The organism is Pseudomonas sp. IT-P171 (assembly GCF_949767765.1).
Lineage (GTDB): Bacteria > Pseudomonadota > Gammaproteobacteria > Pseudomonadales > Pseudomonadaceae > Aquipseudomonas > Aquipseudomonas fluorescens_B.
The window spans coordinates 101,162-115,660 of record NZ_CATKQN010000001.1; the positions used below are offsets into that span (position 1 = coordinate 101,162).

Here is a 14,499-nt window from a genome sequence, read left to right on the forward strand (position 1 = left end):
AGGGGTTCCATGTCGTCCTCTCTACCGAGGTTGACACCGTCCCAATGTGGGAGCGAGCCTGCTCGCGATAAGGTCCGAAGGACCTTCCTGCGATATCAGAGCCGGCCGTATTCCTGAGCCGTACGATCGACCGCTTTCAGGGTTTTGCCAACCAGTTCATCAACCTCTTCACGACTGGCAATCAACGCCGGCGCCATGATCATCCGCCCCAGCGTCGAACGAATGATCACCCCTTCTTCAAAGCCAATCGTGCGGCAGCGCCAGGCAATGTCGTTCTCGTTGGCAAAGCGCTTGCGACTGGTTTTATCTTCAGCCAACTGCAACGCCGCCACCATGCCGACGCCCTGAATATCGCCCACCAACGGGTGATTGCCGAACACCTCGCGCAAGCACTGTTGCAGGTACGGCCCGATGTCATTTTTGACCCGCGTCACCACGCCCTCATCATGCAACGCCTTGAGGTTGGCGATGGCCACCGCTGCCGCCACCGGGTGCCCCGAATAGGTCAGGCCGTGAGCAAATACCCCGCCCTGCTCTACCAATACCTGCGCCATTTTCTTCGACAGAATCAGCCCGCCCATGGGGATGTAGCCGGAGGTCAGGCCCTTGGCGATCGACAGCGTGTCCGGCTCGAAACCGAAGTGCTCGTGGGCGAACCATTCGCCGGTGCGACCGAAGCCACCGATCACTTCGTCGGCGCACAACAGCACGTCGTACTTGCGGCAGATCCGCTGAATTTCCGGCCAGTAACTGTCTGGCGGGAAGATCATCCCGCCTGCGCCCTGGAACGGTTCGGCGATGAAACCGGCGACCTTGTCGGCGCCGAGTTCGAGAATCTTCGCTTCCAGTTGCTGCGCCGCCCGCAGGCCAAATTCAGCCGGGGTGAGGTTGCCTTCGTGGGCGAAGAAATACGGCTCGTCGATGTGCTCGATGTCCGGCAGCATGCCGCCCATTTCGTGCATGAACTTCATGCCACCGAGTGCCGTCGCCGCCAGCGTCGAGCCGTGGTAACCGTTCCAGCGCCCGACCATGACCTTCTTCTCGGGCTTGCCGAGGATCGTCCAGTAACGCCGCACGGTGCGGATCAGCACCTCGTTGGCTTCGGAGCCGGAGTTGGTGTAGATCGCGTGGCTGTAGTGCCCCGGCAGCAAACTGAACAACAGCTCCGACAGTTCGATCACTTGCGGGTGGGTGGTGTGGAAAAACATGTTGTAGTACGGCAGCTGTTCAAGCTGTCGGGTCGCCGCAGCCGCCAGGTCCTTGCGCCCGTAACCGAGGTTGGTGCACCACAGCCCGGACATGCCGTCGAGGTAACGCCGGCCATCGTTGTCCCACAGGTGCAGGCGCTCGCCACGGACCATCACCCGCGGTCCTTCGTCGTTGAGCGCTTTCTGGTCGACGAATGCGTGAATGTGGTGCGCAGCGTCGGCGGCCTGGTAGTCGCGGGTTTCACGTGGTGTGGTCATCGCCAGTTCTCCGTTTTGTTGTGAGCGGCTGTTATGAGCGCAGCTGAAACCAGGTGGTCTTCAACTGGGTGTATTTGTCGAATGAGTGCAGCGACAGGTCGCGACCGAAGCCGGACTGCTTGCCGCCACCGAACGGCACGGTCACGTCGAGCGCATCGACGCTGTTCACCGACACCGTGCCCGCGCGCAATTGACGCGCCACGCGGTGGGCGCGATTGAGGTCGTCGGTCCACAGCGACGCGGCCAGTCCGTAGACGCTGTCGTTGGCCAGTTGCAAGGCGTGTGCCTCGTCGTCGAAGGCGGTGACCGCCAGCACCGGGCCGAACACTTCGTCGCGAAACAGCGGCATGTCCGGGCTCACGCCGGTAAAAATCGTCGGTTGAATGAAGTTGTCGGAACCGTTGAAAATCGACTGCCGACCGCCACACACCTTGGTCGCGCCCAGGCGTTCGGCCTGCTCGATGAACTTCATGATGCGCGCGGTCTGACGGCTGTCGACAATCGCCCCGGCGCTGCTCGACGGGTCCAGCGGATCGCCCGGCAACCAGCGTTCGGCCTGCGCCTTGAGACGCTCGACGAACTCGTCATGAATCGAACGCTGCACCAGCAACCGCGAGTTCGCCGAACACACTTCGCCCTGGTTGAAGAAGATGCCGAACGCAGCTTTCTCGGCCGCCAGATCCAGGTCCTGACAATCGGCGAATACCAGGTTGGCGCTCTTGCCACCACACTCCAGCCACACCTGTTTCAGGTTCGATTGCGCGGAATACTGCATGAAATATTTGCCGACTTCGGTGGAGCCGGTGAACACCAGACAATCAACGTCCGGGTGTAAACCGAGGGCTTTGCCGGTTTGTTCGCCGAGGCCAGGCAGCACGTTCAACACGCCCGCCGGTAGCCCGGCTTCCAGCGCCAGCTGAGCCAGACGCAGGGCGGAAAACGGCGATTGCTCGGCGGGCTTGAGGATCACCGAATTGCCTGCCGCCAGCGCTGGCGCGAGTTTCCACGCGGCCATGTCCAGCGGGAAGTTCCACGGCACCACAGCGGCGACAACGCCCAGTGCTTCGCGGGTGATGGTTGCCAACACGTTTTGTGCACTCGGGGCGATCTGGCCGTAGAGCTTATCGAGGCTTTCGGCGTACCAGCGAAACACTCCGGCGGCGCCCGGCACGTCGATGTTGTAGGCGTCCATCACCGGTTTGCCCATGTTCAGCGAATCGAGCAGCGCCAGTTCTTCGCGGTGGGTCATGATCAGATCAGCCAGGCGCAGCAGCACGTGTTTGCGCTCTGCCGGCGAACGCGCCGCCCAGGTGCCGGCCTCGAACACCTGCCGCGCATTTCTGACCGCGACGTCGACGTCTTCAGCGCCGCACGCGGTCACGCTGGCCAGACGCTGGCCGGTGGCTGGATTGATCGCGGCGAAGGTCTGGCCCGACTGCGCCGAGCGGGGTTGACCATCGATCAGGGCCTGGTCGGGAAACGTCAGCGCAGCGGCTTTGTTTTGCCAGTAGGTAAGCTCGAACACGTTCAGATGCTCCAAGGGCTTTTCTTGTGTCTGGATGGTGGCCCAGGCCCGTGTCGAGGAAAAATAGTAAAAATGTCTTCGCAGACCATGAAAAAACTGGGCAGCCCATCTCCACGGTTGCGCGGTATGTGGTTATTGTTCAGGCACAACAACACCGTCGTCAGAACGGATGCAGTCGGCGCAAAAATTGCCTGGATGTCGAGTCCATCCACCCCGAGGTTTGCCGTGGCTGCCTACAACCTGCGTCAATTGAAGTACTTCATCACCACCGTCGAATGCGGCAGCGTCGCCGAGGCGTCGCGCAAGCTGTACATCGCTCAGCCAGCGATCTCCACGGCGATCAAAGGCCTGGAAGACAGCTTCGGCGTGCAACTGCTGATCCGTCACCATGCGCAAGGCGTGTCCCTGACCCCCAGCGGTGCACGCTTCTACCGCAAGGCCCAGGAACTGTTGCGCATGGCCAAGGAGTTCGAACAAAACGCCCTGGCCGACAACGACGTGGTGGCCGGGCAAATCGACATTGGCTGCTTCGAAACCGTCGCGCCGCTGTACCTGCCGCAATTGATTGCCGGGTTCTCGGCGCTGTATCCGGGGGTGAAAATCCGCATCCGCGACGGCGAGCAGCAAGAGCTGGTGCAAGGGCTTACGTCGGGCACCTTCGACCTGGCGATCCTCTATGAACACGACCTCGACGCCACCATCGAAACCGAACCGCTGATGCCGGCGCAGCGGCCTTATGCACTGCTGCCGGCGGATCATCGCTTTGCGCAGCTCAAGCAAGTATCACTGCGCGACCTGTGCCTGGAGCCGATGATTCTGCTGGACGTGCAACCGAGCCGGACCTACTTCGTCAGCCTGTTCGAAGAGCTTGGCCTTACGCCAAACATTGCCTTCAGCTCACCGTCGATCGAGATGGTCCGGGGCATGGTCGGGCAAGGGTTCGGCTTCTCGATCCTGGTCACCCGCCCGCATTCGGAATGCACCTACGACGGGCAGAAAGTGGTGTGCGTAGACATCGTCGAAGACGTCACCGGCTCGGGGCTGGTGGCAGCGTGGCTGAAGCGCGGGCAACTGACCAAACCGGCGCAGTTGTTTGCGGATTACTGCCGGGAACAATTGACGGCGAAGGCTGCGACAAGAACCTGAGTCAGATGACCTCCCCGTGGCGAGGGCGCTTGCTCCCGCTCGACTGCGCAGCAGGCGTAAAACCATTGCTGTCTGATAAACCGTTATGGGGCCGCTACGCGACCCGACGGGAGCAAGCTCCCTCGCCACAAGCAAGCTGCCTCGCCACAGGTCTTGTGTTCAGTTTCAGGGATTATTTGCGCGGTTTGATCCGCGCGGTCGCTTCGGCCACCAGCGGATCATCCGGCCAGTAATGCTTCGGATACCGCCCCTTCAAATCCTTCTTCACCTCGGCATAGGTGCTGCGCCAGAAGTTCGCCAGATCCTGGGTCACCTGCACCGGGCGCCGTGCCGGGGACAGCAGGTGCAGCTTCACCACCTGGCGCCCACCGGCGATGCGCGGTGTTTCGGCCAAGCCGAACAACTCCTGCAACCGCACCGCCAGAATCGGCGGCTGCTCGCTGTAATCCAGGCGAATCGACGAGCCCGACGGCACGCTCAAATGATGCGGTGCCAGCTCATCCAGCCGCTGCGGCAAGGGCCACGGCAGCAGGTTATGAACGATGTTCGACAAGTCCAGATTGGCAAAATGACTGAGCCGCGAGACTTTCCCCAGATACGGCATCAACCAGTGCTCGAGGCTTTTGAGCAGCGCAGCATCACTGACATCCGGCCACTCACTTTCATTCTTGCTGCCCAGATCCAACTGCCGCAACAACGCCACTCGCGCCTGCCACTGACGCAATTCCGGCGTCCACGGCAACAGCTCCAGCCCCTTGCGCCGCACCAGATTCACCAGCGCCTGACTGCGCGCGGTTTCATCGAGCCCGGTCAACGGTTCACGGCTGAGGATCAACTCCCCGACCTTGCGCTGACGCTCGGCGCGCAATACGCCTTCGCGCTCGTCCCAATCCAGCTGATCGACCACCCGAACTTGCTCGGCCAACACCGAATCGAACAGCGCCGGATCGAAATCCGCCGCCAGATAAATTCGCTCTTCACGCTGGCCCTGACGACTGCCCAGGTCGGCGATCACCAGCCAGGGTTGTTTCATCAAACTGTCGGCTTCGGCGAACAACGCGGCGCGACCGTTGGCCAGGCGATATTCCGCGCCGCCCGCTCGACGTTGCTGCGCCACACGATCGGGATAGGCCAGCGCCAACAGTGCGCCGAGCCAACGCGGGTGATCCGGATCGCCGACCGGCTCCGACGGTTTGCCGCGCAGGTAACCGCGATACTGACGCGCCAGTTGCCGGGCCCGTTGCACGCCGCCCTGAGCACCGCGCGCGGCACGTTCTTCGCCGGACAGCAGCACCAATCGGCTGTGCAAATCGGCGCCGGCACCGCGCAGGATATCGCGCTCGCCGAGCAGTGCCGCGACATCGCTCGCCATGTCCGCCAGGCCGAGCGCCTGACCACGCAGCAACAAATGGGCGATGCGCGGATGCGCCGGCAGTTCGGCCATGGCCTGACCGTGACGGGTCAGCGTTTCACCGTCCAGTGCGCCCAGTCGATCAAGCAAGTCCTGCGCCTGGGCATACGCCGCTGCCGGTGGCACGTCGAGCCACACCAACTGCCCCGGCGACACGCCCCAGCGACCCAGTTGCAACGCCAACCCGGCGAGGTCCGCCGATAAAATCTCCGCACTGGCGTACGCCGCCAGTTGCTCGTGCTGATCCTGCGACCACAAGCGATAACACACGCCCGGCTCCAGCCGCCCTGCCCGTCCGGCGCGCTGGGTTGCGCTGGCGCGGGAGATGCGTTGCGTGTCGAGGCGGGTCATGCCGCTGCCGGGATCGAAACGCGGCACCCGCGCCAACCCGGCATCGATCACCACGCGCACGCCGTCGATGGTCAGGCTGGTCTCGGCGATGTTGGTCGCCAGCACCACTTTGCGCTTGCCTGCCGGCGCCGGCTCGATCGCGGCGCGTTGCGCGGCCAGGTCCAGTTCACCGTGCAACGGGCAGAGCAACACCTGCGTACTCTCGCCCAGCGCATCGGCCAGTTGTTGATGCACCCGGCGGATTTCCGCTTGCCCCGGCAGGAATACCAGGAGGCTGCCGGTTTCGTCGTTCAGGGCTTCGAGAATCGTCTGCACCAGACGCGGTTCGATGAATTCACCGGACTGGAACGGCCGGCCCCAGCGCATCGCCACCGGGTACATGCGGCCTTCGCTGCGCAGGATCGGCGCGTCGTCGAGCAGCCCGGCCAGGCGTTCGCCTTCCAGCGTTGCCGACATCAACAGGATTTTCAGCGGCTGATCGTCGCGGAACAGTTCCCGGCCATTGAGGCTCAGGGCCAGCGCCAGATCGGCGTCGAGACTGCGTTCATGGAATTCGTCGAAGATCAGCAAACCCACGCCTTCCAGCGCCGGGTCATCCTGCAAGCGGCGGGTGAGGATGCCTTCGGTGACCACTTCGATACGGGTGTTGGGGCCGACTTTGCTGTCCAGCCGAATGCGATAGCCGACGGTTTCCCCGACCTTTTCGCCCAGCTCACCGGCCAGACGCTCCGCTGCCGCACGCGCGGCCAACCGGCGCGGTTCGAGCATCAGAATGGTCTGCCCGGCCAGCCATGGCTCGTTGAGCAGGGCCAAAGGCACGCGGGTGGTTTTACCGGCGCCGGGCGGTGCTTCGAGCACGGCTTCGTGGCGTGTAGCCAAGGCTTCACGCAGGGCGGGTAAAACTTCATCAATCGGCAAAGAAATCATGCTGGCTCCCAAACAGAGGCGCGAGTATAACGGCGAACTGCTCGGCGTTTATCAGGGTCCTAATTCATAGAGACGCCCTTTCGTTTCAAGACTACTCAGGAGATTTCCTATGCGTGTTCCCTTTCGCTTGATTGGCGGTGTATTGGTTGCAACCCTGCTGACCCAGGTAACGGCTTGCGGATCGATTTTCTACCCTGATCGTCGCGGGCAGATCGACGGCAAGATCGACCCGGCCATCGCCGCGCTGGATGCCGTGGGCCTGCTGTTCTACATCATTCCCGGCCTGATCGCGTTTGCGGTCGACTTCGCCACCGGCGCGATCTACTACGCACCGGGCGAAACCGCGCAGGTGGCGCCGGAAAAACTCAAGGAAGCCATCGGCGCCGACGGCAAGGTCGACACCCACAAGTTGCAGACTATTCTGGAAACCGAGCTGGGCCGCAGCTTCCCGCTGGATGACCCACGCCTGATCCAGCACAAGGGCAGCACCCAGCAACTGGCCCTGCTCGGCCTGCAACCTGCCGCGTAATCGGTACACATGAAGGAATAGCCGTACCTATGATTTCCAGCTCCGAACACGCCCGCCTGTTGCGGCTGGCGACCCGTGCCTCGGTGGCGGTGGCGTGCACGTTGATCGTCGCCAAAGGCATCGCCTGGTGGCTGAGCGGTTCGGTCAGCATGCTCGCCGGGCTGACCGACTCCGTCCTCGACGGCGTTACCTCGCTGCTCAACCTGCTGGCGGTGCATTACGCCTTGCGCCCTGCCGACGACGATCACCGTTACGGGCATGGCAAGGCCGAGTCACTGGCGGGCATGGCGCAGGCGTTGTTCATTGGCGGCAGTGCGGTGCTGATAGCCCTGCAGGCTTTTGACCGGCTCAAGCATCCGGAACCGGTGGGTGCGCCGTGGATCAGCATCGGCGTGATTGTGTTCTCTCTGGCGCTGACGCTGGCGTTGCTGATGTTGCAGCATCGGGTGGTCAAGGCCACCGGTTCCAACGCCGTGCGCGCCGACTCCCTGCATTACCGTTCGGACCTGCTGCTCAATGGCAGCATTCTGGTCGCGCTAGTGCTGGCCGGGTATGGCTGGCATCAGGTGGATGCGTGGTTTGGATTGGGGATTGCCGCTTACATCCTCTGGAGCGCCATTCAGATCGCCCGGGAAAGTTTTACGGTGTTGATGGATGAGGAGCTGCCGCAGGATGTCAGCCAGCACATGCTCGAACTGGCCTGTAGCGTTCCGGGCGTATTGGGTGCGCATGACCTGCGCACACGGGTTTCCGGCAACCAGTGGTTCGTGCAATTGCATTTGGAATTGCCGGGGGAGCTGACCCTGTCAGTCGCCCACGGCATCAGCGATCAGGCGGCGGATGCGATTCATGCCGCTTACCCGCGAGCCGAAGTACTGGTGCACGCCGACCCGCAGGAAGTGGTGAACGTCGCCGGGGAGAATCAGAAACTCACCTGATACCCGCGGCTGCTCAGGCAGTTACCCTGGGCCTGACGGTAGGCTTGCACCACCGACGGGTCCGGTTGATAGGTGGCCGTGCGCGGATCGAAACCGCTCTGCTGCACCGCATATTGATAGCACTCGTACCCGTCCTGATTGACCTGCTCCGGCGACTGACCGTTGGCCGGATAGGCCACCACGTCATAACCATTGCTGACCGGTTGCGGCTGCGGGTGCACGGGCGGCTCGACCACCACGTAATCCTGAGTCGTTTCCTGGTAGGCGTAATACGAACCGGCCGCGAGGAACAACAGCGCACCACCAATCCACACTTCGCGGGCGTAATCCGGCAGGTAGCCGACGCGAATCCCGAGTGGCGGCTGCACCACCACATAACGCGGGCCCAGCGGCCGGTACCAGTAGCCGCCGGAGTAGAAATAATCCTGGCCCCGATAGGGCACGCGGTAGTCGCGGTCGGGGAAGCGGTCGATCACATGACCGGGACGATACTGCGGCCCTGGCCCCCAACCATTACCGTGCCCGTCCGGGCGACCGGCCCAGCGATGATCATCGGGACGCGGGCCGTTGTTCTGCCAGTGCGGGTTGTTGTCGTTACGCCGCGGCACGTCATTGTAGTAACCACGCTGTGGCGGCTGGGTCTGGCGCACGGTATCCGGACGCCCCTGGATCGGCAGGTCGTTGGCCGGCAATTGGGGTGGCGGCGGCGGTGGCCGAACCGGGTTGTTGAAGTCGCGAGGCTGATTGTCTCGAGGCTGATTGTTTTGCCACTGGCTGCCATTGCGCGGCTGCCCGTTTTGCTCGAACTGGCGACTGTTGTCGCCGCGAATGATCTCGTTGTTCTGCGGGCGTGGTTGATTGTTGCCGCCATGCCCCTGATTGTTGCCCTGATGGCCGTCGCCGCGTTGCCCGTTGTCGGGACCACGGTTCTGCGGCTCATCGGCCAGCGATTGCGCAGTGACACTGACACACAGCAAACCAACACCGGCCAAACGCCAGATGCGCGACTTCATGCTTTTCCTCACTGCGGGTTAGGGCCTGTACGTAAGACTGGGAAAGCACAGGCCGGTTCTGCAACAGGTTATCAGTCGCGAAACTTATTTATTGAGGGAAGCCGGCGATAAATTGCACGCAAAAGAAAAGGGAGACCCGTCGGCCTCCCTTTGAGAACTTCGTCCGTGCTCGACGCTTATGACGTCGGCTCACCTCACGCCGTCTTCTGGACAGTGTGCAGCTCGGGGGCCGGCACATCCCCGGTGGGGGTGGCGGCCGCGGCAGGCCTGATTGGGCGAGCCGCTGTGGACTGTTTGTCCGAGCAGTGATTCTGGTGATAAGAATAGGCCTGCAGCGGCGACAGATGATTGCGAAGATTGCTCAAATAAACATGACTTGCGCAATTTTTAACCCTGGATAGATAATCTGCCGCAATTGATATGACAAAGGCCTGATTGATGAGCAAACTCGACCGATACGACCTGAGCATTTTGGCGGAATTGCAGCGCGACGCGCGCATCTCCAACCAGGAGCTGGCCGAACGCATCGGCCTGTCGCCTTCACCGTGTTCGCGCCGGGTCAAGCAACTGGAGGACGACGGTTACATCACCCGCCAGGTGGCGCTGCTGGACCGCAAGATGCTCGGCTTGAGCCTGACCGCCTATGTGCTGATCGGCATGGACCGACACACACCGGAGCGGTTCGAGAACTTTGAAGCGGCCATTCGCACGTTGCCGCAAGTGCTGGAATGCAGCCTGGTCACGGGCATGGATGCGGACTATCAGCTCAAGGTGGTGGTGCCGGACATGGACCACTACCAGAAATTGCTGTTGGGGCATCTGACCCGGATTGAAGGGGTGACGAGTGTGCGCTCGAGTTTCGTGTTGAATCAGGTGTTGAACAGCACTGAACTGCCGCTGACTCATCTGCGCAGCTAATTGTGGCGAGGGAGCTTGCTCCCTCGCCACAAGTGCGACACACCGCCGCAGCCCACACCTCCACTACTCTCCCATGCCGTATACTCCAGCGCCTTTTAGCCCCGCCCGCGCTGGAGTTGCCTGATGGATCCTGCCGTATTCGAAGAGTGGATGATGACCGGACTGGTCAGCATTCTGATCATTTTCATGGGTTTCATCGTCTGGGATCTGGCGAAAAAATCCAAGGCCGGGCGCTTTGGCTCGTTCATCCTGTTCTTCGTACTCGGCCTGGGCGTGGCCGCGTTCGTGATCAAAAGCGTGGTAATCGGCCTGATCGAATCCGGGACGTTATAAGCGCGCCGGCACTTCTTTCCACTGGCCCTGATCGAGCCCTTCGATCGACCAGTCCCCGATCCTGACCCGCACCAGGCGCAACGTCGGCAAGCCGACCGCCGCGGTCATGCGCCGGACCTGACGGTTACGCCCCTCGCGAATCACCAGTTCCAGCCAGCTGGTCGGCACGCTTTTGCGAAAGCGCACCGGCGGGTTGCGTGGCCACAGCTCTGGCTCATCCAGTTGCCGCGCTTCGGCGGGCAAGGTCATGCCGTCATTCAGTTCGACACCCTCGCGCAAACGCTGCAACTGCTCAGCGCTCGGCTCGCCCTCCACTTGCACCCAATAGGTCTTGGCCAGTTTGTGTTTGGGATCGGCAATCCGCGCCTGAAGCTGGCCGTCGTTGGTCAGCAACAGCAAGCCTTCACTGTCACGGTCCAGGCGTCCCGCCGGGTAGATCCCGGGGATCTCGATGTAGTCCTTGAGCGTCGCCCGCCCTTCGCCGTCGCTGAATTGCGTCAGCACATCGAAGGGTTTGTTGAATAGGATCAGCTTCGGCTCGGCCGGTGGCGCTTTGGCGACACGGCGCGGGGCTGATGAGGATGGCGCAGGCTTCACGCCAGGGCGGCGGGAAACGGGACGTTGAGGACGGGACATGGCGAAGAGAACATCTAACGGTCAGGGCTGCTAATGCTAGTGCCCCGACCGCCAAATGACCATGACAACCGTTACCGGAACGGCGGCTCGTCGAAGCTGCGCAGCTTGCGCGAGTGCAACGAGTTGAGTTCGGTGCGCAACAGGTCCACCGCCTCGATACCGATCTTCAAGTGCTGGCTGACCGCGCGCTCATAGAAGGCGTTGGCCGAACCCGGCAGCTTGATTTCGCTGTGCAGCGGTTTGTCCGAGACACAGAGCAACGTGCCGTACGGCACCCGCAAGCGATAACCCTGGGCGGCGATGGTGCCGCTTTCCATGTCCACCGCCACGGCGCGGGACAGGTTGATCAGCGGACGCTCCTGGGCCCAGCGCAACTCCCAGTTACGGTCGTCGTAGGTCAGCACGGTGCCGGTGCGCAGGCGTTTTTTCAGCTCGTCGCCCTTCTCGCCGGTGATGTTGGCGGCCGCTTGCTGCAACGCCATCTGCACTTCGGCCAGGGCAGGAATCGGAATGTTCGGCGGCACGACCCGGTCGAGAATCCCGTCGCGGCGCATGTAGGCGTGAGCCAACACGTAGTCGCCAATGGTCTGCGACTGACGCAAACCACCGCAATGACCGATCATCAGCCAGCAATGCGGACGCAGCACCGCCAAATGGTCGGTGATGTTCTTGGCGTTGGACGGGCCGACGCCGATGTTCACCAGGGTCACGCCATGACCGTCACTGGCGATCAGGTGATAGGCCGGCATCTGATAGCGGTGCCAAACCACACCGGCCGCAATCGCCGAGGCTTCGCCGTGGTCCATGCTCTTTTCGATGATCACGTTGCCCGGTAACACCATACGCACGAAACGCGGGTCGCTGCGCAACTGCTCCAGGCCATGAACGATGAACTGGTCAACGTAGCGGTGGTAGTTGGTCAGTAGAATCCACGGTTGCACATGGCGCCAGTCGCTGCCGGTGTAATGCACCAGGCGGCGCAGAGAGAAATCCACCCGCGCCGCATCGAACAGGGCCAGCGGCAGCGGATCGGTGTTTTCCCAATCGTACAGACCGTCAGCGATGCCATCGGTGGCGGCAGACAGGTCGGTGCTCGGGAACACCCGCGCCAGCACGGCAGCGGTCACGCCGGAACCGGCCAGCTCATCGCCCTGCTCGACCACGTAGGGGTAAGGAATGTTCTGCTGGCTGATGCCGACTTCCACGGTCACGGTGAAGTCGTGCATCAACGGTACGAGTTGCTCCAGCAGGTATTTGCGGAAAGCCGCCGGATGGGTGACGGTGACGCTGTAAGTCCCCGGCAATTGCACCTTGGCGTAGGCACGGGTGGTTTGTGGGACTTCGCCTTGGCAATGGTAGGTCAGACGCAGTTCAGGATAACGAAACATCGCACGCTGTTCGGCGTCCGGTTCAACTCGATCCTTGAGATAACGCTTGAGCGCCTGGTTCAGCGCGGTGGTGGCACGATTGTGCAGGTGAGCAAGCCGGTCCACGGCTTCCTCGGCGGTTTGAACGACAACAAAAGCTTCGGTCACGATCAGCATCCTGTGTTCTGACTTGCAGGTCTTCATCTTGCCTGCATCGTCGCGTCACGGGAACAGTGGCGTGTTGATACACAGACACCAGGTTCACCACGCTCCCACATTGAGTCCGTGATGTTTACAAAAGCGGGGTTGACCGGGCGACGATCGCTTCCACATCCAATCCCCGAGGCAACGCACCGTACACTCGGCCGCCGCCATTCAGACGACTGGCGATAAAGGCATCGCTGACCGCCGAGTTGCCCGCCTCCAGCAACAACCTGGCCTGCAGCCCCAAGGCAATGTCTTCGGTGAGCTGGCGGGCACGATACTGAATGTCGCTGGTGTCCTTGAAAGCGGCCTGCAGCTGGCTGATGTGCGCCGCCAGGCGTTTGTCGCCATGACCATCGCCCAACTCGCTGAACAGCACGTCGAGCACACCCGGTTCTTTCGACAGCGCCCGCAGGACGTCCAGGCATTGCACGTTGCCGGAACCTTCCCACGTCGAATTGACCGGCGCCTCACGGTACAAACGCGGCAGGATGCTGTCTTCGACATAACCCGCGCCGCCCATGCACTCGGCGGCTTCGTTGATCATGGCGGGCGCGCGTTTGCAGATCCAGTACTTGCCCACCGCCGTCACCAGACGGGCGAATTTCGCTTCATGTTCATCGTCCAGATGATCCAGCGCCTTGCCCATGCGCAGGCTCAACGCCAGGGCTGCTTCGCTTTCCAGCGCGAGATCGGCGAGCACGTTCTGCATCAACGGTTGTTCGCTGAGCCGCTTGCCGCCAACCCTGCGATGAGCGCAGTGATGACTGGCCTGGGTCAACGCCTGGCGCATCAGCGAGCTGGAACCGACCATGCAATCGAAACGGGTCATGGCCACCATTTCGATGATGGTCGGAACGCCGCGCCCTTCTTCACCGACCATCCACGCCAGTGCACCGCGGAATTCGACTTCACTGGACGCGTTGGAGCAATTGCCGAGTTTGTTCTTCAGGCGCTGGATGTAGAACTGATTGCGCGTGTCGTCCGGACGATGGCGCGGCAGCAGGAAACAGGTCAAACCCTTGTCGGTCTGCGCCAGGGTCAGGAACGCATCGCACATCGGCGCGGAACAGAACCACTTGTGGCCCACCAGTTCATAGGCCTGCCCCGGACCGCCGGCACCGACCGGATACGCCTTGGTGGTGTTGGCCCGCACATCGGTGCCGCCCTGCTTCTCGGTCATGGCCATGCCGATGGTGACGCCGGCCTTGTGCGCCATGCCGACGTTGCGCGGGTCGTATTCGGTGGCGAGGATTTTAGGCAGCCACTGCTCGGCCAGATCCGGTTGCAGGCGCATCGCCGGGACGCTGGCGAACGTCATGGTCAGCGGGCAACCGCTGCCGGCTTCGGCCTGGCTGTGCAGGTAGGTCATGGCGGCGCGGGCAACGTGAGCGCCGGACTGCGGATGCGCCCAGGGCAGCGACGTCAGCCCGTGTTCGATCGCCGTGCGCATCAGTTCGTGATACGCCGGGTGAAACTCCACCAGGTCGATGCGATGACCATAACGGTCGTGACTGCTGAACACCGGCTTGTTCTGGTTGGCCAGAAACCCCGCGTCCATCAGCGGCCCGCCGGCCAGCGCGCCATAGGCGTCGATCCGCGATTCGGCCCAACCGGCCCCGAAACGCCGCGACCACTCCTGCAACGGCAAATCGATGCGATACAGGTTAGTGCCGTCCAGCGACGGTGGCTGGTTGGTGACTTCGTGGGTTTCGGCGAACTGATGCAGGTTCAT

The 14,499-nt window shown here is 62.3% G+C and carries 12 protein-coding genes; 5 read left to right on the forward strand and 7 right to left on the reverse strand.

Annotation, left to right across the window (positions count from 1 at the left end; translation table 11 throughout):
* Positions 1-95: 95 nt before the first annotated feature.
* Both ACM6I5_RS00495 and ACM6I5_RS00500 read right to left on the reverse strand, forming a co-directional pair.
* Positions 96-1,466, reverse strand: coding sequence for an aspartate aminotransferase family protein (locus ACM6I5_RS00495; protein ID WP_414882990.1), 1,371 nt, complete (start codon positions 1,464-1,466; stop codon positions 96-98).
* Between the two features lie 31 nt (positions 1,467-1,497).
* Positions 1,498-2,991, reverse strand: coding sequence for an aldehyde dehydrogenase (locus tag ACM6I5_RS00500; protein WP_414882991.1), 1,494 nt, complete (start codon positions 2,989-2,991; stop codon positions 1,498-1,500).
* Positions 2,992-3,216: 225 nt separating this feature from the next.
* Between ACM6I5_RS00500 and ACM6I5_RS00505 the strand changes: the two genes are divergently transcribed.
* Positions 3,217-4,137, forward strand: coding sequence for a LysR substrate-binding domain-containing protein (locus tag ACM6I5_RS00505; RefSeq protein WP_031319135.1), 921 nt, complete (start codon positions 3,217-3,219; stop codon positions 4,135-4,137).
* A 172-nt stretch (positions 4,138-4,309) separates the two neighbouring features.
* Here the strand turns inward: ACM6I5_RS00505 and hrpB are convergent, their stop codons facing one another.
* A complete protein-coding gene (gene hrpB, locus ACM6I5_RS00510) occupies positions 4,310-6,826 on the reverse strand; it encodes an ATP-dependent helicase HrpB (RefSeq protein ID WP_414882992.1) in 2,517 nt (838 codons plus the stop codon).
* 109 nt (positions 6,827-6,935) lie between these two features.
* Between hrpB and ACM6I5_RS00515 the strand changes: the two genes are divergently transcribed.
* Together ACM6I5_RS00515 and ACM6I5_RS00520 are read left to right on the forward strand one after the other, a co-directional pair.
* Positions 6,936-7,355, forward strand: a complete 420-nt coding sequence (locus ACM6I5_RS00515; RefSeq protein WP_017340970.1) for a hypothetical protein — start codon at positions 6,936-6,938, stop codon at positions 7,353-7,355.
* A 29-nt stretch (positions 7,356-7,384) separates the two neighbouring features.
* Positions 7,385-8,293: a cation diffusion facilitator family transporter gene (locus ACM6I5_RS00520; RefSeq protein WP_017340971.1), complete on the forward strand. Its 909-nt coding sequence runs from the start codon at positions 7,385-7,387 to the stop codon at positions 8,291-8,293.
* Here ACM6I5_RS00520 and ACM6I5_RS00525 read toward each other — a convergent pair.
* Positions 8,278-9,306 (reverse strand): DUF6515 family protein, encoded by a 1,029-nt coding sequence (locus ACM6I5_RS00525; protein ID WP_414882993.1) that lies wholly within the window; start codon positions 9,304-9,306, stop codon positions 8,278-8,280. The genes ACM6I5_RS00520 and ACM6I5_RS00525 overlap by 16 nt on opposite strands.
* A gap of 438 nt (positions 9,307-9,744) precedes the next feature.
* On the opposite strand from ACM6I5_RS00525, the gene ACM6I5_RS00530 reads away from it, so the two are divergent.
* Entirely contained in the window at positions 9,745-10,224 is a 480-nt protein-coding gene (locus ACM6I5_RS00530; RefSeq protein ID WP_007894448.1) for an Lrp/AsnC family transcriptional regulator, read from the forward strand.
* 123 nt (positions 10,225-10,347) lie between these two features.
* A complete protein-coding gene (locus tag ACM6I5_RS00535) occupies positions 10,348-10,557 on the forward strand; it encodes a DUF2788 domain-containing protein (RefSeq protein WP_007937369.1) in 210 nt (69 codons plus the stop codon).
* Here the strand turns inward: ACM6I5_RS00535 and ACM6I5_RS00540 are convergent.
* The 3 genes from ACM6I5_RS00540 to ACM6I5_RS00550 all read right to left on the reverse strand — a co-directional run bounded on the left by ACM6I5_RS00540 (position 10,552) and on the right by ACM6I5_RS00550 (position 14,499).
* Positions 10,552-11,193, reverse strand: coding sequence for a pseudouridine synthase (locus tag ACM6I5_RS00540; RefSeq protein ID WP_017340973.1), 642 nt, complete (start codon positions 11,191-11,193; stop codon positions 10,552-10,554). The genes ACM6I5_RS00535 and ACM6I5_RS00540 overlap by 6 nt on opposite strands.
* Positions 11,194-11,264: 71 nt before the next feature.
* Positions 11,265-12,764: an AMP nucleosidase gene (gene amn, locus ACM6I5_RS00545; RefSeq protein ID WP_193393003.1), complete on the reverse strand. Its 1,500-nt coding sequence runs from the start codon at positions 12,762-12,764 to the stop codon at positions 11,265-11,267.
* Between the two features lie 88 nt (positions 12,765-12,852).
* Entirely contained in the window at positions 12,853-14,499 is a 1,647-nt protein-coding gene (locus ACM6I5_RS00550) for an acyl-CoA dehydrogenase family protein (RefSeq protein WP_017340975.1), read from the reverse strand.